The 21,346-nt window shown below is 53.7% G+C and carries 22 protein-coding genes; 11 read left to right on the top strand and 11 right to left on the bottom strand.

Annotated elements, in window-relative coordinates:
• Positions 1-34 precede the first annotated feature (34 nt).
• Complete coding sequence (locus ACT3R7_RS11165; RefSeq protein WP_496199106.1) at positions 35-1,480, top strand: sodium/glutamate symporter; 1,446 nt, start codon at positions 35-37, stop codon at positions 1,478-1,480.
• 131 nt (positions 1,481-1,611) lie between these two features.
• Here ACT3R7_RS11165 and ACT3R7_RS11160 read toward each other — a convergent pair whose 3' ends face one another.
• Positions 1,612-1,743, bottom strand: a complete 132-nt coding sequence (locus ACT3R7_RS11160; RefSeq protein ID WP_496199105.1) for a hypothetical protein — start codon at positions 1,741-1,743, stop codon at positions 1,612-1,614.
• Between the two features lie 632 nt (positions 1,744-2,375).
• Between ACT3R7_RS11160 and ACT3R7_RS11155 the strand changes: the two genes are divergently transcribed.
• Positions 2,376-2,510: an entericidin A/B family lipoprotein gene (locus tag ACT3R7_RS11155; RefSeq protein ID WP_496199104.1), complete on the top strand. Its 135-nt coding sequence runs from the start codon at positions 2,376-2,378 to the stop codon at positions 2,508-2,510.
• A gap of 5 nt (positions 2,511-2,515) precedes the next feature.
• The gene (locus ACT3R7_RS11150) at positions 2,516-3,061 is read left to right on the top strand and encodes a YqiA/YcfP family alpha/beta fold hydrolase (RefSeq protein ID WP_496199103.1); all 546 of its coding nucleotides are present in this window, start codon (positions 2,516-2,518) and stop codon (positions 3,059-3,061) included.
• Positions 3,062-3,092: 31 nt separating this feature from the next.
• Here ACT3R7_RS11150 and ntrC read toward each other — a convergent pair whose 3' ends face one another.
• The 4 genes from ntrC to ACT3R7_RS11130 form a co-directional block, all read right to left on the bottom strand.
• Positions 3,093-4,520 carry a nitrogen regulation protein NR(I) gene (gene ntrC, locus ACT3R7_RS11145; RefSeq protein WP_496199102.1) on the bottom strand — a complete coding sequence of 476 codons (1,428 nt, stop codon included), beginning with the start codon at positions 4,518-4,520 and terminating at the stop codon, positions 3,093-3,095.
• Positions 4,517-5,575, bottom strand: a complete 1,059-nt coding sequence (gene glnL, locus ACT3R7_RS11140; protein WP_496199101.1) for a nitrogen regulation protein NR(II) — start codon at positions 5,573-5,575, stop codon at positions 4,517-4,519. Before glnL ends, ntrC begins: the two co-directional genes overlap by 4 nt.
• Positions 5,576-5,847: 272 nt before the next feature.
• Positions 5,848-7,254, bottom strand: a complete 1,407-nt coding sequence (gene glnA / locus ACT3R7_RS11135) for a glutamate--ammonia ligase (RefSeq protein ID WP_496199100.1) — start codon at positions 7,252-7,254, stop codon at positions 5,848-5,850.
• Positions 7,255-7,698: 444 nt separating this feature from the next.
• Positions 7,699-8,727 (bottom strand): acyltransferase family protein, encoded by a 1,029-nt coding sequence (locus ACT3R7_RS11130; protein WP_496199099.1) that lies wholly within the window; start codon positions 8,725-8,727, stop codon positions 7,699-7,701.
• Between the two features lie 120 nt (positions 8,728-8,847).
• Here ACT3R7_RS11130 and ACT3R7_RS11125 point away from each other — a divergent pair, with 120 nt between their 5' ends.
• Together ACT3R7_RS11125 and ACT3R7_RS11120 are read left to right on the top strand one after the other, a co-directional pair.
• Positions 8,848-9,768 carry an alpha/beta hydrolase gene (locus ACT3R7_RS11125; protein WP_496199116.1) on the top strand — a complete coding sequence of 307 codons (921 nt, stop codon included), beginning with the start codon at positions 8,848-8,850 and terminating at the stop codon, positions 9,766-9,768.
• Between the two features lie 63 nt (positions 9,769-9,831).
• Entirely contained in the window at positions 9,832-10,137 is a 306-nt protein-coding gene (locus ACT3R7_RS11120) for a hypothetical protein (protein WP_193092763.1), read from the top strand.
• Between the two features lie 188 nt (positions 10,138-10,325).
• On the opposite strand, the gene ACT3R7_RS11115 is transcribed toward ACT3R7_RS11120, so the two are convergent.
• Genes ACT3R7_RS11115 through ACT3R7_RS11095 form a run of 5 tightly spaced genes read right to left on the bottom strand, consistent with a single transcriptional unit; the run spans position 10,326 to position 15,010 of the window.
• Complete coding sequence (locus tag ACT3R7_RS11115) at positions 10,326-11,273, bottom strand: 2-hydroxyacid dehydrogenase (RefSeq protein WP_496199098.1); 948 nt, start codon at positions 11,271-11,273, stop codon at positions 10,326-10,328.
• Between the two features lie 46 nt (positions 11,274-11,319).
• Complete coding sequence (locus ACT3R7_RS11110) at positions 11,320-12,003, bottom strand: GntR family transcriptional regulator (protein ID WP_193092761.1); 684 nt, start codon at positions 12,001-12,003, stop codon at positions 11,320-11,322.
• Complete coding sequence (locus ACT3R7_RS11105) at positions 12,000-13,475, bottom strand: tripartite tricarboxylate transporter permease (protein ID WP_496199097.1); 1,476 nt, start codon at positions 13,473-13,475, stop codon at positions 12,000-12,002. Before ACT3R7_RS11105 ends, ACT3R7_RS11110 begins: the two co-directional genes overlap by 4 nt.
• A gap of 11 nt (positions 13,476-13,486) precedes the next feature.
• A complete protein-coding gene (locus tag ACT3R7_RS11100) occupies positions 13,487-13,975 on the bottom strand; it encodes a tripartite tricarboxylate transporter TctB family protein (RefSeq protein WP_192536514.1) in 489 nt (162 codons plus the stop codon).
• A gap of 57 nt (positions 13,976-14,032) precedes the next feature.
• Positions 14,033-15,010 (bottom strand): Bug family tripartite tricarboxylate transporter substrate binding protein, encoded by a 978-nt coding sequence (locus tag ACT3R7_RS11095; RefSeq protein WP_192536513.1) that lies wholly within the window; start codon positions 15,008-15,010, stop codon positions 14,033-14,035.
• 370 nt (positions 15,011-15,380) lie between these two features.
• Here ACT3R7_RS11095 and ACT3R7_RS11090 point away from each other — a divergent pair, with 370 nt between their 5' ends.
• From ACT3R7_RS11090 to ACT3R7_RS11070, 5 genes are all read left to right on the top strand, one after another.
• Positions 15,381-16,034 carry a hypothetical protein gene (locus ACT3R7_RS11090; RefSeq protein ID WP_192536512.1) on the top strand — a complete coding sequence of 218 codons (654 nt, stop codon included), beginning with the start codon at positions 15,381-15,383 and terminating at the stop codon, positions 16,032-16,034.
• A 142-nt stretch (positions 16,035-16,176) separates the two neighbouring features.
• Entirely contained in the window at positions 16,177-16,326 is a 150-nt protein-coding gene (locus tag ACT3R7_RS11085) for a hypothetical protein (protein WP_192536511.1), read from the top strand.
• Positions 16,323-17,057, top strand: coding sequence for a metal ABC transporter ATP-binding protein (locus ACT3R7_RS11080; RefSeq protein WP_193092759.1), 735 nt, complete (start codon positions 16,323-16,325; stop codon positions 17,055-17,057). The genes ACT3R7_RS11085 and ACT3R7_RS11080 overlap by 4 nt, the downstream gene beginning before the upstream one ends.
• Positions 17,041-17,931, top strand: coding sequence for a metal ABC transporter permease (locus ACT3R7_RS11075; protein ID WP_192536509.1), 891 nt, complete (start codon positions 17,041-17,043; stop codon positions 17,929-17,931). Before ACT3R7_RS11080 ends, ACT3R7_RS11075 begins: the two co-directional genes overlap by 17 nt.
• Before the next feature lie 20 nt (positions 17,932-17,951).
• Positions 17,952-19,034: a metal ABC transporter solute-binding protein, Zn/Mn family gene (locus tag ACT3R7_RS11070; protein ID WP_496199096.1), complete on the top strand. Its 1,083-nt coding sequence runs from the start codon at positions 17,952-17,954 to the stop codon at positions 19,032-19,034.
• 84 nt (positions 19,035-19,118) lie between these two features.
• On the opposite strand, the gene ACT3R7_RS11065 is transcribed toward ACT3R7_RS11070, so the two are convergent.
• Entirely contained in the window at positions 19,119-19,985 is an 867-nt protein-coding gene (locus ACT3R7_RS11065) for a LysR family transcriptional regulator (RefSeq protein WP_193092757.1), read from the bottom strand.
• A 138-nt stretch (positions 19,986-20,123) separates the two neighbouring features.
• Here ACT3R7_RS11065 and ampC point away from each other — a divergent pair, with 138 nt between their 5' ends.
• A complete protein-coding gene (gene ampC / locus ACT3R7_RS11060) occupies positions 20,124-21,296 on the top strand; it encodes a class C beta-lactamase (protein WP_417421368.1) in 1,173 nt (390 codons plus the stop codon).
• Positions 21,297-21,346: the final 50 nt, after the last annotated feature.

Raw genomic sequence — 21,346 nt, 5'->3', positions numbered from 1 at the left:
TTTTGGTCTTCAGCATTCATTAGGGAGCGATGTAATGACCATGACGGTTGGTGAACTTTTTGTAGCGCTTGTCATCATTGCGCTAGCGCTCGTGGTGAGTAACGCGCTGAGGCTTAGGCTCGCTTGGTTACGCAAGCTTTTCCTACCCAGTTCGGTAATTGCCGGGCTGATACTTTTATTGATGGGGCCAGATGTCATCGGCCGTCTGACACCTACCTTCTTCGAAGAAAGCCCAGGCCTTTTCCCCGCCTATGTGCAGGAGAGCTGGGCGGCCTTGCCGGGTCTGTTGATTAATGTCGTGTTTGCCGCTCTGTTTATCGGCAAGGCCATTCCGGGCCTTCGAACTATCTGGCTTCGCGCCGGGCCTCAGGTCGTGGTAGGCCAAACCATGGCCTGGGGGCAGTATGTCGTAGGCCTTACCCTGGCGCTTTTGGTACTCACGCCGTTATTTAATATGAATCCTATGGTGGGCGCGCTCATCGAGATTGGCTTTGAAGGCGGCCATGGTACGGCAGCTGGCATGGCTGATACGTTCGCCGACCTGGGCTTTGAAGAAGGTGCTGACCTAGCACTGGGGCTAGCGACTGTTGGGATCGTTGCCGGCGTACTTATCGGCACCCTGATGATCAATATCGCCGCCCGCCGCGGGGTGATTACCCCCAGCAAAGAGAGCGATGATCCTGATGAGCTGATTCGTGAAGATGAGCGCCCTTCTGCACAAGAGTTTAGCGAGTTTAAAAAAGACCTTACCCTTGAAGCAGGCACCACCGACCCGCTTAGCCTGCATATTGGCTTAGTGGGCATCGCCATTTTAATTGGCTGGCTGCTGCTGACGGGCCTGCAATGGATCGAGCAGGTTACCTGGGCACGTAATGATGGCCTTGAGATATTAGCCCACGTGCCGCTGTTTCCTATCGCGATGATCGGCGGGGTAATCGTTCAATTAGTGGTCACGCGCTTTGGTCTGGAGCATCACGTCTCCACCCGTACGATGGCACGAATCGCAGGTACGGCGCTCGACTTCACCATCGTAGCGGCTCTGGCTACGCTGTCACTCACTACCCTGGGTGAGTACTTCCTGCCGTTTTTGCTCCTGTCGGTGGCGGGTATCGCCTGGGGGTTATTCGTGCTTATTGTGATTGCCCCCCGCGTTATTCCCGAAAACTGGTTTGAGCGGGGCGTGGGCGATTTTGGCCAATCCATGGGGGTAACGGTAACCGGCTTACTGCTCATGAGAATGGCCGACCCCAGCAACAAATCCGGCGCGCTTGAAAGCTTTGGTTACAAGCAGCTTATGTTTGAACCAATTGTAGGGGGCGGGTTATTTACAGCCGCAGCACTCCCCTTGATTGCTGAGTTTGGTCCGCTGGCCATATTGATATTTACCGCACTATTAACCGTTGGCTGGCTGCTATTCGGGCTGCTGTATTTTGGCCGCATGGTGCCCGAAAGAGGCCGTGGTCGCTGGCAGCAAAAGTAATAGCCAGCTCAGCTTTTCCCCCTGCGCCGACGTTTGATGAGCACGATAAAAAAGCCATGCCCGCTTTCGCGGGCATGGCTTTTGGTTAGATCTACTCTTAGCGAAATAGCACGATTAATCGATCATTACGCTCAAATATCGGGCGGCGCATCGTCACGATCTTCCGTTACCACCATAAAAGAGGTTTTAAACATCATGTACAAGCCGATAGCCGAAAACCCCAAGAACAGCACGAACATGCATAACATCAGTACCATTGCCATAACGCTTGTCCCTGAAAATACGCGGCTGTTGCGTTGTCGTTTTCTAACCGCTTAGATTTAGTATCCCGAAAGGATAGACTAAATCATCGTTTTCATCTGTACAGAGGCTATGCAAATTATAATTAAAAATCAATATTGTTATAAGAATCAATGGCTTGCAAAAAATACCCAACGCAAAAAAACCATCTCGCTTTCGCGAAATGGTCATTTTGCATCTCCACCATCCTTGGCTTCGACGATTAACGTATCCATACGTTAATACAATTGAGCGGAATGAATATCCTTTAACTCCCTGTTCTTCTACTTGGCTCCTGCCTTCCCTATTTTCCTACCATTCCGCTCACACTGTTACTACTTAGGTAGTGCAGATAGCGGGCCAGGATGCCAAAAATTAAAAAAACAATTATTAAAACAATAGCTTAAATTAAAAAAAACAACATCTGTAAAAACGTAAAAAAAGCTTTTAACATGTATAAAAAAGACACATGGGACATATGCACACGTACCATTAACGGCATAGGTGGTTAAATCAGTGGCACGACGGCCAAACACGGCTTATTTTACTTATTGTTGTAGTGAAGCGCTTCTGCCCAGCCGCTTGCTGGGCTTGCCTATCTGAAGGGAACGACTCTATGAAACGCATCATGGCGATTGGTCTTCTAATGACCACCCTGGTTCTGCTTATTAGCGGTTGTAATACGATTCGTGGCGCCGGTGAAGATATTGAGCAGGGCGGCCAGGCTATCCAAAGTTCAGCGAGTAGCTAATCATTATGATGACCGTCTACCTTTCTCATGGCTTAGAAAGCGGGCCCGGCGCTTTAAAAATTCAGGCGTTAAAAGGCATCGCTGAAAAGTTCGATGACTGTGAGCCGGTCGTCATGGATTACCGAGGCATGGCAGAGCCGCCCCAGCGTTTAAACCATTTGCTGGCCACGATGGCAAAACGCAACGCCACGCCCGGCTCGTGCGTGCTAGCGGGCTCAAGCTTAGGGGGTTGGCTAAGCGCGGCGGTTAGCGCCCAGCAACCTTTGCTGGGCTGCTTTTTACTTGCCCCTGCGCTGGGGTTACCGGACTACCCTGAAACCTCACCGACCATCCAGGCACGCCTTACACATATCATTCATGGCTGGCAGGACGACGTGGTACTGCCAGGTCCTGTGATTGAGCGCGCCCTATTACAGCGTCTTTCACTGCGCATGGTCGATGATGATCATCGCCTACATGCCAGCCTGGATACCATCTTAAGCGATTTCGAACGTTTCCTGGCTGACTGCCAGGCGCTTGATCAGAAGGCCATTCAAGCGAGCGTTTCTTAAGCAAGCGTCTCTTACGCGAGCAAGCGCTCGCTTATTCGTCAGCAAGCGCGGGTAGCAGCGTTTTTAATTTACGCGTTAACGTATTGCGCCCCCAGCCCAGCAGCTCGGCGGCTTCGCCTTTGCGTCCGCCGGTATGCTTTAACGCGGTTTCAATTAAAATGCGTTCAAAGTCAGGTACGGCCTCTTCCAGCAGATGCGTATGTCCTTCGGCCAGCGCGTGGTCGGCCCATTCACGAAATGCCGAGCGCCAGTCGCCATGCACACTGCTTTCCATCGAATTGATTGCACGCAGCTCAGGCGGCAAATCCTCTACTAGAATTTCACGCCCTGAAGCCATCACCGTTAGCCAGCGGCAAATATTTTCCAACTGACGCACGTTACCCGGCCATGACAGGCGCGTTAAGTGCGCCTCGGCATCAGCCGTCAGCACTTTGATATCGGTGGCGAGCTCTTTGGCGGCTTCAGCCAGGAAGTGGCGCGTTAACCTAGGGATATCTTCACGACGTTCGGCAAGGCGCGGCAGGTGAATACGAATAACGTTTAAGCGGTGAAAAAGATCCTCGCGAAAGCGTCCATCATCTACCAGCGATTCAAGGTTTTGGTGCGTGGCCGCGATAATCCGCACATCAACCCTAACCGGCGTATGGCCGCCAACCCGGTAAAACTCACCATCAGCCAGCACACGCAGCAAACGGGTCTGGGTTTCCGCGGGCATATCGCCGATTTCATCCAGAAACAGCGTGCCGCCGTTGGCTTGCTCAAACCGGCCTTGGCGCTGCGCCGCCGCTCCGGTAAAGGCGCCCTTCTCATGGCCAAACAGTTCGGACTCGATAAGATCCCGAGGAATCGCCGCCATATTCAGCGCAATAAACGGCTTGCCAGCCCGGGGGCTATGCTGGTGAAGCGCCTGAGCAACGCGTTCTTTACCCGTGCCCGACTCCCCATTGATCAGCACCGTGATATGCGAGTGAGAAAGTCGTCCGATGGCGCGAAACACCTCCTGCATGGCAGGCGCCTCGCCGATAATTTCTGCACTCAACCCTTCAGGCACACTAATCGGCCGCTGCCGCTCACGGGCATGCGCTACCGCCCGACGTACCAGAGCCAACGCTTCATCCACATCAAACGGTTTGGGCAGATACTCAAAGGCGCCGCCTTGATAGGAGGCCACCGCGCTATCCAAGTCTGAGTGGGCCGTCATTACAATCACGGGCAGAGCAGGATGCGCTTCGCGGATCCGCGCCATTAAATCCAACCCATCAATTCCCGGCATCCGAATATCGGTTACCAGCACATCTGGTGGGTCTTCCAGCAGCCTTGCCAGCGCCGTGTCGGCCCGCTCGATGCATTCCACATCAAGATCCGGCTGCGCTAGCGCACGCTCAAGCACCCAGCGGATGGCGCGGTCATCATCAACGACGACCACCCGTGCGACCTCACTACGTGTAGCCTCAGTCATGATGCTTCTCCGGTAACGTTAAGAACTAATGGAATCAATAAACGAAATTCGGTGTGTCCGGGCCGCGAGTCGCACTCAATCAGCCCTTGATGCTGATGCAAAATCGACTGGGCGATGGAAAGCCCAAGCCCGCTGCCTTCGGCGCGCCCTGATACCATGGGATAAAAGAGCGTCTCCTGCAGCCCCTCAGGGATACCCGGGCCGTTATCAATCACGCCGACTTCGCTCACCAGGCGGTGACGCTCGGCGCCCAAGGTAAACTGGCGCCGAGCACGGGTACGTAGCATCAGTTCCGGCACAGGGGTTTGTGCATCGCTCATCGCCTGAACGGCATTGCGGGCCACATTAAGCACGGCTTGGATCATTTGCGATTCATCGCCGGAAAGATCTGGAAGGCTGGGGTCGTAATCGCGGCTGATGGTGAGATCCGGATGTTCGGCAATCAGCAGCGACCGCACCCGTTCCAGCACTTTATGAATATTCACCGGTTCGTGTTTAACGATACGGTTGGGACCGAGCATTGAATCCACCAGATCGCGCAGGCGGTCAACCTCTTCAATTATGATATGGGTAAATTCCCGCAGTGCCGGGTCGTCTAAATCACGCTCCAGCAGTTGCGCAGCACCGCGAATGCCACCCAACGGATTTTTCACTTCATGGGCTAGGCCGCGGGCCAGCACCTTGATGGTCTCCTGGCGCGTGGTTAGCGCTTCCTCGCGAGAAATCTGCATCAGCCGGTCACGGGGCTCCACTTCCAGCAGGAGCTCGTCTTCTGACAGGGGCGTCACGGTGTAGTCCACCGTCAGCGCCTCACCGTTCACCGGGGTAATGCGCGCCTCGCGTTGAGTATAGGGATGGAAGGCATCCCGCGCTTTGGCCAATACCTGATCGATACTTTCATCGCCGCCTAGCAGAGTGTCCAAGCTAATCCCCTGCACACGGCTAAAACTTACCGCCAGCAGCGCTTCGGCTGCCGGATTCATCCAGCGTACGCGGAGCTCACCGTCCAGCAGCAGCACCGCCATGGCGAGATGTTCTAGTAAACGCTGATACATGGAATATCCTGAAGAATCGCTGGTGAAATCGTTCATCATGCAAGGGAAACTGCAAAAAGCGCGCCAAGTTATCTCGCTTGCGCCTGCATGCACGGCTTGTGGGCATTAAGCGTTGGTTAAGCGAGCGTTTATAGCGCAGCCTACCGCCATACGGCCAACCTGATGCACTATTTTAGTGCATTAAGCACAATTAAGAAGCATGTTGCTCACCGGTTCAGTGCAATAAAAAACCCCGCCGAGGCGGGGTTTCAGACTATCGCGTTAAAACGCAATTAGCAGCTGTAGTACATATCAAACTCGATGGGGTGCGTCGTCATGCGGATACGCTCCACTTCTTCCATCTTGAGGTCGATGTAGGCATCGATCATGTCGTCGGTGAACACGCCACCTTCGGTCAGGAACGCACGGTCAGCGTCGAGCGCTTCCAGCGCCTGGTCCAGGCTATTGGCAACGGTTGGCACCAGCTTGCCTTCTTCTGGCGGCAGGTCGTACAAGTTCTTGTCCATGGCGTCGCCAGGATGGATCTTGTTTTTGATACCGTCGATACCGGCCATCAACAGAGCAGCAAACGCCAGGTACGGGTTGGCGGTCGGGTCAGGGAAGCGAGTTTCAACGCGCTTGCCTTTCGGGCTTGCCGTGTAAGGAATACGGATAGACGCGCTGCGGTTACGAGCGCTGTAAGCCAGCATTACCGGCGCTTCGAAACCCGGTACCAAACGCTTGTACGAGTTGGTAGAAGCGTTGGTAAAGGCGTTCAGGGCACGGGCGTGCTTGATCACACCGCCAATGTAGTAAAGCGCCATTTCAGACAGACCTGCGTACTCGTCACCGGCAAACTGGTTCTGGCCATCTTTCCAGAACGACTGGTGTACGTGCATACCAGAGCCATTGTCACCCACCAGCGGCTTGGGCATGAAGGTCGCGGTTTTGCCGTAGGCGTGGGCCACGTTGTGGATCACGTACTTCATTTCCTGAACTTCGTCGGCTTTCTTCACCAGCGTGTTGAATTTAACACCGATTTCGTTCTGACCCGCATTCGCCACTTCGTGGTGGTGAACTTCAACGGTCTGGCCAATCGCTTCCAGGGTGTTACACATAGCGCCGCGGATATCGTGGAAGCTATCGACCGGCGGAACCGGGAAGTAGCCACCTTTCAGGCGCGGACGGTGGCCCAGGTTGCCGCCTTCGACGCGGCTATCGGTTGCCCAGGCGCCTTCGTCGGAAGAGATTTTGTACATGGAGCCCTGAATGTCGGACTTCCAGTGCACTTCGTCAAAGATGAAGAATTCAGGTTCAGGACCGAAGAAGGCGGTATCGCCCAGGCCGGTAGATTCCAGATACGCTTCAGCGCGTTTGGCGATGGAGCGCGGGTCACGATCATAGCCCTGCATGGTGGCAGGCTCGATGATATCGCAACGCAAAATCAGGGTAGCGTCTTCGGTGAAGGGGTCGAGGAACGCAGTACCGTCTTCTGGACGCAGAATCATGTCGGATTCGTTGATGCCTTTCCAGCCCTCGATAGAAGAGCCATCAAACATCTGGCCATTCTCAAAGAACTCTTCGTTTACATCGCGGGCAGGCACGGTGACGTGCTGCTCTTTACCGCGAGTATCGGTGAAACGCAGGTCCACCCACTTAACATCATGTTCTTCGATTAGCGCGAGAGTCTTGGCTGACATTGTGTCCTCCGGTATGAGCGTGGCTTAAAGCGTAAAACAGTAAGCTATCGATAAAAGTGTTATTAGACAAACTTAGTCATTCGACAAATCGTGATCTTGAGGGCGCGTCTGTCATTTTTGTTCGCTCAGCGTTTGCCTGCTTTATAAGTAACAAATCGTTCAGCGATCTTTTGAAACCGGCTATCGTTGTAGCACGTCGAAAGGCATCTGCCTATGGCCCGCTAGCCGCTGGCCAATACAATGCAGAGAGCGTGCCAACTTTGCACCAACTTGGCCTGTATTAAAAATAAGTCATTGTTTATCAATCAATAAAAGTTAACCAGCTATGCCTCCCCATGTAGCATAGCGTCTAACCGTTAAGGTTTTACTACCCCCTGAGCGTAGTTTTGAACCAAAAAAGCGCAAAAATTTATCTTCACGTTTCATTTTGGTGCAAAGGCTTATTTACGCTTTCAAACGTTTCCCAAACAGCATGGCACCCGTAGTAGTGGTGTTAGCAACTTTGTTGAGCATGATAGAACCGCTCGCCCCAACGACGACTAGCAGCAGCACATAGATCGCCACAGACAGATTAAAAGGCACGATGAGCACGTCGGTAATCGCAAAAAACATCGGGTGGGCCAGATAAATGCCAAACGAGTATCGATTGATATAGCGCACCCAACCGGGTGCCGGGCAATCTTTCAGGTAACGCATGGCAACTAGGGTAAAAAGTACAAATAGCGGAATGACCCATACTTCCTTGGAGGAAAACTGCAGCCAGCCGGCAACGCCTGCCATGATTAGCAGGCATACCCAAAGGCCAAGCCAGGCCGGATGGGACAAATAGCGCATCCACGCTGGCTGCTCGGGCACCAGGGTCGCCGACTCAAAGGGGTAGTAGCGCACCAGGGCCAGCGCCAGAAAGAACAGGTAAATCCAGCCAAGAGGAGCAATCCACAGCAGATACCCTGGCAATTCAACCTCAAGCCAATAGGCAGTGCCCCAGTACGTCATGCTCACCAGACAGCTAAGCCATAGCCACGGTACCGGGTTGAAGCGCCACAGCCGCCAGCGTGTAAATAGCCAATAGGCTACATAAAACTGCATGGCGATGATCAAAAAATAGCCGTGCCAACCGGCAAAGATAAAGTACTCCACTGCGTTGGCGATAAAGCCCACCGTCTCTCCTGCCATGTACAATTTGACCCACTCGGCAGTCGAGTAAATAAACCCGTACACCAGATACGGCAGCATCACGTACTTCACCCGCTGGGCCAGAAAACCGGGTGGTACCACCTTGTCGTAACGCATGGCAAATACGAACACCGAGATAAACAAAAAGATCGGCGTGCCGAGTACCAGCGGCAAACGCATTAGGTCAGTTGCCAGGTTATCCACGCGTTGATTAACGTGATCCAACAGGTGAAACAAAAAAACGGCCACACAGCCGTAAGCACGCAACCAGTAAATTTCTTCTATTCTTTTATGCATACCTACTCCATGTATGCCTATCTTTAGCCTGCGCTGAACACTCCCGGTTATCGTGGTGTCCGACTTTATAACCTGCTAATAACTCCTGGAGGCAGTTTGTCACTCTCTTCACTCACTGACATGTCGCGATGGTCGTTACGCCCGCTTTTAACCAGGCTGGCCGCCCTGCTGGGCCTTTGGAGCTTCTTTAACGCAGCGATTGCCGGCGAGGTTCAGCATCACACCTTTGAATCCCCCACGCTTGGCCACGCCTACCCTTACACCGTTTATTTACCCGACAATTATGACGCTAATACAAGCGCTCAATACCCGGTGGTTTATCTGCTTCACGGCTCGTTTGGTAATGAACGCGACTGGGTGGCCAAGGGCAACCTTGCCCAAACTGCCGACCGACTGATTCGCGCGGGGCACATACCGCCCGCGGTGTTCATCATGCCCGGCAGCCGCAGCTGGTGGATAGACGGCCACAACGAAGCTGCCCGCAGCGCTTTTTTCAACGACCTGATTCCGCATGTAGAAGCTACCTACCAGGTAGGCACAACGCGTGCGCTACGTGGCGTGGGAGGGCTTTCAGCCGGGGGCTTTGGCGCGCTTAACTTTGCCCTCGAAAAGCCTGAGATGTTTGGCGCCGTGGCCGCTTTGAGCCCGGCGAGCTACGTCCCCTACCCGCCGCTAAATTCATCTGCCCACCGTCACCCTTCCTTTCTAGATGAACAAGGTAATTTTGATACTGCCCTATGGGACGCGTGCAACTACCCCGCTTACCTGGAAGAGTACCGCATTAACGTAACGCCCCGCCCCAGCGCCGAAGAAAGCGATATTCCTCCGGTGCCACTTTACATCAGTGCAGGGCGAAGCGATGTGTACGACGCCGAGTTCCACGCCCGCCAGCTACGCCAGGCCATGGAGCGCATCCAGCCCAACGACGTGCGCCTGGATCTTTACCCCGGCGGACACACCTGGCGCGTCTGGCGAGCCAGCTTACCGGCCGCGTTAACCTTTATGTTTCAGCATATTGGCGATGAATCCATCAACCAATAACTGGCGGATCCAACAAAAAGCAAACTACACTGGTTTTATGAGTTAACTGACAAGGAGAGAGCGATGCATCGACACATTGAATGGGACGACCCCGGCAGCGCCAGCGTATCCAAGCTATTCACCAACGATCACCATGACCACGCCAAAATTGGCAACGGCGATATTCTCTCGGCACGTTACCAAGGCAAGATCGTCCGGGTGGAAGTAGAAGCCTACCGCGAAGAAGACGCCGTGAGTATCGCCAAAGTCGTCGCCATCCTCGACTCCCAAGGCCATCGCTTAAAGGGACTAGAGAACCTAAACCTTGGCGACCTCGTCCGGCTACCCGATGACAAGCGCGCTTTCGAGAAACGCGAAGATAACGATTGAGCCCACCTAATCGCTGGGTCCCAAGTAAAGAGCCCACCAAGGGCTCTTTGCGTTTGATGAGACAGTTGATACACCAATGCCCTACAAAGTAGTGCGGCGTAAGCGCCAGCGCACCCGCAAAAGCACCGCACCGCGGTGCCCCATGCACGCAATTTAATCATTACTGCTGCCCGGACGGCAGCTTTTGATCAATTGACGGGGGTGAGCAACTCGCGTTGTGCGGCAAACGCGTCTAGGTTCGCGAATTGCAAATCGCCCATGGCCTCGCGAGTCTGCACAGTTCCTGAACCTTGATGGGGTTGCAGAACCACGTTATCCAGCGCTAATAATCTAGGATTCACCGTGGGCTCGCTCTCGAAGACGTCTAATCCAGCGCCACCTAAGCGGCCCGACTCCAATTGTTCGATCAATGCGGTCTCATCAATGACAGAGCCTCGGGACACATTGATAATTACAGCGCCAGCTGGCAATGCACTTAGTACATCTACTGATACCAAGTGGCGAGTCTCAGTACCACCCACAACGGTCACGAATAACACATCTACGGCAGCCGCCAATTCCAATGGCGTTGAATGGTACTGCCAGGATGCCGGTACATCCTTGGGTTGGCGGGACTGATAATGAAGTTCCGACTTGAAGGCAGCCATTCGATCGGCTATTTCACGGCCAATACGTCCCATGCCAAGCACACCGATCCGCAATCCGTTGGCTTTAGCGTTGAGTGGGAAGGTGCCATGTCGAGCCCACTCACCTTCTCGAACCCATCGATCTCCAGCTAATAGCTGCCGCTTAACGACCAGCAACATGCCTACCGCAAGATCAGCCACATCGTCATTAAGCACGTTCGGTGTATTGGTGACTTTAATGCCACGGGCTACGGCCGCCTCGATATCGATATCGTCATACCCCACACCAAAATTGGCAATCAGCGCAAGCTGGGGTAATTGATCCATCTCTGTTGGCCCAAAGGGAAAGTGACCGTGATAAGCAACACTCTGACACGTTTGACGTACTGATTCGGGCACGTCATTCAGGGAAGCCAGATGACTAATTGAATAAGTAGAAAACCGAGTTTCGAGCTGTTGGCGCTGACGCGGCGAGTAATCACCGACCAAAATAACATTGGGGGCTGACATTAAAACTCCCTGGAAAAAGGTTGATTAGCGAAAAAAGCAAGTTGCATCACGAGTGCAGCAACCCATCACGTTCAATAGCCAGGGTTTGCTGCCGCGTTAGATGATGCAGCTTGGAAAGCGCAGCCAGGGCGCTCTTTCCATCGTTAGCGGCAATGGACTGCATAATTTCGATATGCGGCCGCACCGTTGCGGCCGGCTCATGGTGGGCAACCTGTGCTAGAAAGAAACCAATGCGCCGAGAAACGGCATGCAACGGCATAACGGCTCTCGCAGCGACATCGTGATTAGCAGCTTCACAAACTCGTTCGTTGAAGCGCTTGTCGACCCGTGAGAACAGCTTATTATCTCGTGTTTCCAATGAGTGTTCGGCTTGGCGAGCCATATGAAGAAACTCGGCCCGCTGGCTTTCGCTAGCTAGACGGGCTGCCCGTTCAATCAACAGCCCTTCGACGTGATGGCGAACGTCCAAGGCCTCCAGCGCTGTCGTTGTATCGATAGGTCTGATCAAAATACCCTGACGCGGTAGCACGGCCAGTAAATAGTCATGCTTTAGGCGCAGCAGGGCCTCGCGCACAGGTGTTCTTCCCATTTCCAATCGTGCACACAGCGCCTGCTCAGTGAGACTCTCACCGGGTGCCAGCTCAAGAGTAACGATCATCTCTTCGATAGTGTTGTAAGCAATTTCCGCGCGTGAGGCGAGCAAAGTACGCTTTTGTATAACCGCATTCATGTTGTAGGTTTCCTCGCCTTCATGTAGTGCATCAATCTTATCAGCGGCGGAACAACCCATATCGCTAGCGTTATAACGGCCAACCCGATCGCCAGAGGACGACTCAAAAAGATCATCAGGTCGCCATTTGATTTAACCAGCGTATTCAAAAAATTCTCTTCGATAATAGGGGCAAGCACGACACCTAATATCGCTGGCGCTAATGGAAAGCCATTCTCCTCCATGTAAAAGCCAAGCAGACCGGCAATCAGCATGGTGACTACCGCATAAACAGTATTTTCAACCGCAAAAGAGCCAATAATGCACGCGCCAACAATGAGTGGCATCAATACACTGCGTGGCACCGCCAGAATATGGCGGAACAGACGAATAGCCACAATGCCAAAGGGTACGATCAGCAGGTTAGCGAGCAAGAACGCAAGAAAAACTGCAGTAATTAGTGTTCCCTGGGTCAGGAAAACAGTCGGCCCAGGATTGAGACCTTTCATATAAAGCACGCCAATAATAACTGCGGTCAGGCTATCGCCAGGAATCCCGAAGACCGTAGCTGGCACTAAAGCGCCACCGACAGAAGCATTATTGGAAGCACTGGCTGAAGCTACACCATCGACAATACCCGTACCGAAACGCTCAGGATGACGAGATTGCTTTTTGGTTGCTGCATACGCTATGTAGGAAGCGATATCCGCGCCTGCACCGGGGATTGCACCCACCAGCGTACCGATACCGCAGCCTTGCAAAATCTGAAACCAGAGCCGCCGGATTTCTCCAAATACTCCGCGGAAAAGCCCGTTAAGTTTACCAATCGGTGGTCTATCGCTATCGCCAGGTGCCAGAGCAAAGCGAAAAACCTCTGACATGGCAAACAGTCCAATCAAGACCGGGATAAAGCCTAAACCTCCAGAGAGGTAATTGGTCTCAAAAGTAAATCTTGACTGTCCCGAAACTGGATCCAGTCCTACAAACGCAATGAGCAAGCCAATACATAGAGATATGATTCCCTTGGCTGCTGAGCCCTGCGATACGCCAATCGCCGCGGTCAGCCCAAGACACGCTAGCCAGAAGTACTCAACTGAGCTGAACTGTAGTGCCAGGTCGCCTAACGTGGGGGCCGCGAGGATCAGCGCGATGCTGCCGAAGATACCGCCGATAGATGAACAAATCAGCCCAGTGCCTAACGCTAGACCGGCGTTGCCACTACGCGTCATTTTATAGGATTCATCAACGTAAGCAGCCGAGGCGGGCGTACCAGGAATGCGCAATAGAGCGCCCGGAATGTCCCCGGAGAAAATCGCCATGGCGCAGAGCGTCACCACACCGGCCAGTGCCGGCACAGGATCCAGAAAATAACTGACGGGCACCATCAGTGCCACCGCCATTGCTGCTGAGAAACCAGGTATGGCGCCCACCACAAGGCCGTAGATTGCGCAGGCCACCATTACGCCGAGAGTCGTCGGCGTCATCAGCATCATGAAAGCATCTATCACCATGTCAGTACCCCAGCAAACGGTGTCAGCAGGCCCCAAGGTAGCTGCACGGACATCAATTGATAAAAGAAGCTATGCAGCAGAAAGCTACCGATGATTGCAATCGGAATGTCACGCAAGATACGCCGATCAAAAAAGGCCAGCAGCACGAAGAGCGATATTGGCATGGCAATCAAAAACCCCAGAATGTTGAGCGTTGCGATATAAAACGCGATGGCGCCAACTACCACGCCTATGGCGCTCAATGCCTGTGGCCAGGATCGAGCACGGGGCAGTGCTGCCCAGGTAATGCTCGCGCCACGCTGCAGCAAAGGTTTAAGCGCTATCACGCCGCCAGCGATCATCATCACGCAACCAATCAGTGTCGGGAAGAAGCCCGGTCCATAATCAATGAATGTGAGCGTCGGCAATTGCTGGGCGAGGAAGACGACCACGCCACCGAGAAGAATAAATACAAGCCCGTTGAGGCGATCGTCGAAGTACAAGGCAAAGCTCCATTGGCAGAGAAGCCATTCTGAACAAGGAGCGTGCGCTCCTTGTATTTAGGAATCGCCGTTGGCTAATCCCAGGGTTTTAATAACGTCGCGAACAGAGCTTTGCTGATCCAACATGAACTCGTTGAAGGCCTCTGAATCTCGCCACTGAACGCCAAAACCACGATCCTGCATTTGCTGACGCCAATCATCGTCGTGGACTATCTCGTCCATGGCATTTTCAAGCTCTGCGACAATATCGTCTGGAAGGCCCGCAGGTGCGATCAACCCGCGCCAAGCTCCCAGTTCAAGCTCCATATCAGTGGTTTCCTGCAGGGTAGGTACATCAGGAAAGGCTTCCAGTCGCTCTTTGCCCATCACAGCAAGCGCTTTGATGCGTCCGGAATCGATCAGCGGCCCTGCTTCAGGAAGAGAGGATGGCACAACGTCAACACCGCCTGCTGCCAGATCCTGCAGTGCAGCGGCTGCGCCTTGACCGGAGATGAAACGGACCTGAGAGACATCAATTCCGTACTCATTCATCATCGTAGCAGCAGCCATCGGCCACGATCCTCCACAGCCGCCGCCGCAAGCAATCACATAGTCGCCAGGAGCATCTTTGATAGCATCCAGCGCCTGGTCGATGTTTTCCCACTCGCTGTCACTGCGCACCTGGAATCCGGCTGGATCAAAGTTGTACTGGGCGATCGGAGTGAAATCTTCAACATTAACGTCGGACTGCCCCATAGCAGCGTAATGAGCAAAGTTGAATATGACGCCCAACGTATAACCATCGGGGTTAGCATTTTTGATGGATGAAATGCCAACCACTCCGCCGCCCTGGCCTTGATTAACCACGTTGAACGGCTGGCCAAAACGAGCCTGTAGCCGTTCAGCGAGCATGCGACCAGTTTGGTCGGTTCCCCCACCAGCACCGGATGGCACTACGATGTTGACGGGCCTTTCCGGCCATTCGGCCATAGCACTGAGGGGCGTAATACCTATTACAGCGGTAACCAGGAAGGCCTTAGCAATTTGGTGTCGCATTGTTTTCTCCTGTGATATATCACAATGTATAAGAGATCTTTATACGATTACTGTCAAAATTTTGAGCATCAACTTTAGTTTTTTAGACTTTAGGATAAAACTTATAAGCAACTGTTTTATATATAATTTAAAAAAATAAAAGCTTTATTGCCACCCACATATCTAATAAAAATTAGAATTAAATAAAGCCAAGAACCAGTCCTTTTAAATGAGAAGTGGATTAGCAAACACATAAACAGACGCTTCGTAGCTCAAGTCACGATCAATGCTGCTTGGGCGGCTACCCTTTGTGGCCCTTATTCCTCACCCATCCTTTCAAGCGAGCATGCTACGCTTAACGTCATTCCCCTTTGATTACAGGATTTTCACCATGCGTTTAAACCACTTGCTGTGCGCGCTGCTATGCGCGGTTGTGCTGCCTGCTCAGGCGCAGACATCGGATGAATGGGCGGGTTATGACGATGTGTTTGAGCGCGGAGCTAGCCAGGCCAACGTTTGGCAGTGGGGTTGGACGGGCATTTATGGCGCAAGTCTTGCGGTTAACGCTTACCAGTCCAGTGAAGCGAGCGATAGCGATGACCGGTTTGATGCGCGGGTGGGCGTGGTGAAGTCGGCGCTGGCATTGGGCGGAATGCTGATGGATAGCCAGCCGCATCAGGCGGCGTTAGTAGAGTATGAGCGCCTAAAAGCGCGCGGTGAGCTCAGCGGCGTGCAGGCGTTGGGACTGGAGCTTGCTCAAGCCGAGCGGGAGCGCCGCGGCTTTGGTGCACGGGTTGGGTCGCTGATCGTCAACGGGATCGCGGGCGGCGTGATTGCGGCGGATGGCCGTGAGCGCGATGGCGCGGTGAACTTTGCAACCGGCATGCTGGTCAATGAGCTGCAAATTTGGACCCAGCCGAACCAGGCATCTTCGGCGATTAACCGCTTTCAACCGGCACGCGTTTCGTTGGGGCCCGTTAGTCTTGAGGGCGAGTACGCGCTAATGGTGTCTCCGCAGCAAATTGGCGCCACCTGGCGCTATTAACACCTTATTGCATGTATCAATTGCTAAATTAGTAAGCGCGCTTATCATTGTCACATTCATGGAAGCGCGTAAAATATTCGGCAATTTTTTGGTTCTGCCTAATGTTATGTTATAACTTATTCTATTGTTAAGAGGATATTCAGTGAGTCATCGCACGCACCGTCATAACCGAGAAGGGCCTTGCCACTTCTCTTTAATGTCATTGTCAGCCACTAAACGGTTGGTGTTTGTGGCTGTGCCGTTAGTGCTGCTGTGGGCGCTGGTGGTGTGGGCAGGCGGGTGGCCGCCATGAGCCAACATGCTTTATCGCACCTGACGCTTAGGAACTTACACCTGGCTCAGGGGCGTCGCACGGTATTGGAGCACCTTGATGGGGAGTTCAAGCCGGGGGCGATTACCGCCTTGATTGGTGCCAATGGGGCGGGTAAGAGCACGCTTATTCAGGCCATTATGGGCGAGCTAAGACCTATTAGCGGAACAGTATCGTGCACTATCGCATCCGAACGGCGTGCCTGGTTGCCGCAGCAGCTGGCGCTCGATTTGACGTTTCCGATGAGTGTGGAAGAACTGGTAATGACCGGCACCTGGCCAAGCCACGGGGCGCTTAAGGGTTACTGTGCGGCGCATTATCGTCGCGGCCGCGACATCATGGCGCGCTTGGGTATTTCGCATTTGGCCCACCGCCCGCTGGGTGAGCTTTCTGGCGGTCAGCGCCAGCGGGCGTTAATCGGGCGTACGTTAATGCAGGAAGCCGAGCTGCTGCTACTTGATGAACCCTTCGCCAACGTTGACAGCGATACGGTGGATATCCTGATTCGCATATTGCGCCAAATGGCAGATAACGGCGTCACGATCATTATTGTGCTGCACGATATGGACCATTTACGGCGGCTGGCTGATGAGGTGTTGATGCTAAACGGTGGCCACGGCCGCTGGGTGGCGCCCAGCGCGCTGGCGCACTCACAGGCGCCAGCTCAGGTCGTGCCGTTTACCTTAGGGGGCCAGCATGTTGGAACTGCTTAACGCGTGGTTTATCGCCCCTTTTGACTACGGCTTTATGCGCCGTGCGGTGGTGGGTGGTTTAGCGCTTTCGCTTGCCGCCCCGCCGCTGGGCGTATTTCTGGTATTACGCGGGATGAGCCTGATTGGCGATGCCATGGCCCATGCCATTTTACCGGGCGTGGCGATTGGCTTTTTACTCGCCGGGTTTTCGCTGCCCATTATGAGCATCGGCGGTGTGATGTTCGGGCTTTTGGTGGCGTTACTGGCGGGCGCTGTCTCCAAGATGGGCGGTCAGCGTGAAGATGCCGCGATGGCGAGTTTTTTTATTATCTCGCTGGCTGCAGGCGTCATGTTGATTTCCCTTGGCGGGAGCAGCGTTGATTTAACCCATGTGCTGTTTGGGTCGATTTTAGCGGTTAACTCCACCGCTCTGGTGCTTATCGCCGGTATTAGCACACTGATTGTGGTCATCCTGGCGGTCGTTTTTCGCGCGCTGGTGGTGGAGTGTCTGGACCCGCTGTTCCTGCGTGGGCAAAGCCGGCGTAACGGCTGGGTGCATAGCGTGTTTCTAGGCCTGTTAGTGCTCAATCTGACCGCGGGCTTTCAAACACTGGGCACACTGATGGCAGTGGGCCTGATGATGCTGCCAGCCACAGCGGCTCGCTTTTGGAGCAAGCGGCTGGAAGGGTTGATAGGCATTGCCGTTGTATTGGCCATGGTGGCGAGCACGGGTGGCTTATTGCTCTCGTTTCATCTGGATATTCCCTCGGGGCCAAGCATTATTTTGCTGGCTGGCGCGGGTTATTTTTTCTCGGCGCTGTTTGGTCGCTATCACAGTTTGGCAGCCAAGCTCAGACGCAAGACTGCACCGCTGAGTGCCGAGGCATCTACGTAAATCATTAAACAGGAGTAGGTATGTCTTTACGGTTATCTTCACGCTTGCTGGTCGGTGTATCCGCGATGCTAGCGCTGCCCGCCGCCATCGCAGCGGACCGCGTTCAGGTAGTCACGAGCTTCTCGATTCTTGGCGATATCGTCGAGAATGTGGGCGGCGAGCATGTGGACGTTACATCACTGGTTGGCGCCGATGGTGATTCGCATGTCTACTCTCCCCGTCCGGGTGATGCACGTGCGCTGGCGGAAGCTGATTTGGTAGTGTTCAACGGCCTGCTGTTTGAAGGCTGGATGGAACGGCTAATTGAATCAAGCGATTACAAAGGCCCCCGGGTCACGGCGACGGACGGTATTGAAAAGCTATCCTACGCAGGACACAGCCAAGATCATGGGCATGATCACGATCACGGACACGACCACGACCACGACCACGGGCATGATCACGAACATGGCGACGATCATGGACACGATCATGATCATGACCACGGCGAATTTGATCCTCACGCCTGGCAGGATATGGAGCAAGCGCGGGTATACATCACCAACATCCGCGATGGCCTGATTAAAGCCGATGAAGCGAATGCCGATGAGTACCGGGCTAACGCCGATAGCTACTTAGCCGAAATGGCAGAAGTTGACGCTGAAATCCGCGAACTGATCAGTGAGATTCCGTCGTCCACCAGCGTCATCACCGGCCACGATTCGTTTGGCTACTTCTCCAACGCTTACGGCATTCACTTTTTATCGCCGGTTGGCCTGTCTACCGAAGTAGAGCCCAGCGGCGCCAGCATGGCGGAACTGGTGGATGTGATTAACGACCAGAACGTCCAAGCGCTGTTTCATGAAAACATGACCAATCCTGCGGTCATTCAACAGCTCTCGGAAGAGACGGGTCTGCCTATTGCCGGAACGCTTTACGCGGATGCCCTGGCTTCTGAGGGTGACGCCAGCACGTACCTGGGCATGATGCGCCACAATGCCCAGACGCTGCACGACTCGCTGGCAGAACCGGGTCATGATGACCATGAGGCTGACGAAGGACACGATCACGATCACGATCACGATCACGATCACGATCACGATCACAGCGAGCATAGCCACTAAACAGGCGCTGCAAGCATCGCGTAAACTTTTTGGCTGGTAACGCTCGCCCGATAACCAGCGCCGTTCAGGCGCTGGTTACGACACTTAACATACTACGCTCAACCACTCCCTAAAAGATGCCATGGCATGGGTTTCTTCGCGTGACTGCAGACGAGTAAGCCAGTACCCACCCAGGCTAACGGCCGTCGAAAATGGCTGTACCAACGCACCACTATTCAACTGCCTTGAAAACATCAACGGGGGCGCCAAAGCCACTCCGATACCCTGCTGTGCGGCATCCACCATGGCGATAGATGAATCAAATACGATGCTTTTAGGTAGCGGGAGATTAACCGGCCCTTCGGCCGCGAGCAGCCACTCTGTCCATTCGTCAGCGCGATAGGAGCGTAGCAGCGTCTCATTTAATACATCAGCTGGCGTTTTAAGCCGTGCGGCGATTATCGGTGTGCACATCGCGGATAAGGATGCCGGCAATAAGGGTTGCGCGGCAATACCGTGCCAGGCGCCGGTGCCAAAGCGAATGGCAAAATCAAGCCCTTCGGCGGCCATGTCCGTACGGTTGTTGTGCGTGGAAAGGCGTAGATCAATAAAGGGGTGCTTTTCCTGAAAATCGGCCAGCCGGGGCAACAGCCAACCCACCGCAAACGTACCCACTGCGCCTACGTTTAACACTTCACGGTAATTACTCTCGCCTAGTTGCTCTAGCGTGTGCGTGATCTGATCAAACGCCTCTCTCAATACCGGCAACAGCCCCTCGCCCTCCTGGGTCAGCATTAACCCTCGGGGCAAGCGGGTAAATAGCGGAACCTTGAGCTGGCTTTCCAGCAGCTTAACCTGATGGCTAACGGCGGCCTGGGTTACGCAGAGCTCCTCCGCGGCGCGGGTAAAGCTCAAATGGCGAGCCGATACCTCAAAGGCACGCAGCGCTTTTAGTGGCAAATAAGGACGCACTCTTTTACCCCCTAATTTTTCTAATGGCGCGTACAAAATATCGCTGTTTGTCAGGCAGCGCCATTAACCGTAACTTACTCGCCATCCAGACCATTAAAACGCCATTCATCACTAACCTCTGACTACTAGGTTTTTTATATGAACAGGATATTTGCAGCGAAAACAGGTCTTATTATTGCAGGTTCGCTCTTTATCGGCTCATTTTCCTGGGCATCTGATGAGCAGAATAATCCTCAGATAGATGCGCTGGTCAACGACACCATAACGGCGCTAATGGCGGAACATCGTATTCCGGGTATGGCCGTGGCGCTGAGTGTTGATGGCAAGCGGTATTACTTTAACTATGGTGTCGCCGATCAAGCGGCGAATACCCCGGTTACAGCCGACACCCTGTTTGAGTTGGGTTCGGTCAGTAAGACCTTTACCACAGCGCTGGGCGCTTACGCGCAGGCGAGCGGTGCACTGTCGTTAAACGATTCTGCCAGCCAATACCTGCTGGCACTTGAAGGCAGCGTTTTTGATGACGTAAGCCTTGTGGAACTTGCCACCTACACGGCGGGCGGGCTGCCTTTGCAGTTTCCCGATGACGTGCAAGATGAAGACGAAATGCTCGACTACTATCGCCACTGGCAACCGGACTATCCCCCCGGTACTCACCGACAGTATTCCAACCCAAGCATTGGTTTGTTTGGCTATTTGACGGCGCAGCGGCTTGGCGAACCCTATGCGGCGTTAATGGAAGAGCATGTGTTCTCACCGCTTGGGCTTGAGCACAGCTACTTGGAAGTACCGGAAGAACAGCAGCCACACTATGCCTATGGCTACTCGAAAGACGATGAGGCAGTTCGGGTAAACCCAGGCGTGCTGGATGCCCAGGCCTACGGCGTGAAGACCAATACGGCAGACATGCTGACGTTCATTGAAGCCCACATGGATAGTTCAACACTGGACGAGACACTGCGTGAAGCGTTAGAGACAACGCAAATGGGCTATTTCAGTATGGGTGATATGACCCAGGCCCTGGGCTGGGAGCGATATGCCTATCCGGTAACGCTTGATCAGCTACGCGCCGGAAATTCGCTTGAGATGGCTTTAGAAGCCAACGAAGCGAGGCGCTTGCAGCCGCCACTACCGGCTACTCAGGACGTGTGGTTCAACAAGACCGGCTCAACCGGCGGTTTTGGTGCCTATGTGGCTTTTGTACCCAGCCAGCAGATGGGAATCGTTATGCTGGCGAATCGCAATTACCCTAACCAGGCCCGCATTGAGGCCGCCTATCATATCCTGACCGCGCTGATGGACACTCCTTAAAGAGTGATATGCCCTGGCTATGCAAATAGTCAGGGCTTTGTTTAGTAATA

The sequence above is a fragment of the Halomonas sp. AOP43-A1-21 genome (assembly GCF_052376775.1).
Classification (GTDB): domain Bacteria; phylum Pseudomonadota; class Gammaproteobacteria; order Pseudomonadales; family Halomonadaceae; genus Vreelandella; species Vreelandella colorata.
This window is presented reverse-complemented; position numbering and strand designations above follow the sequence as displayed.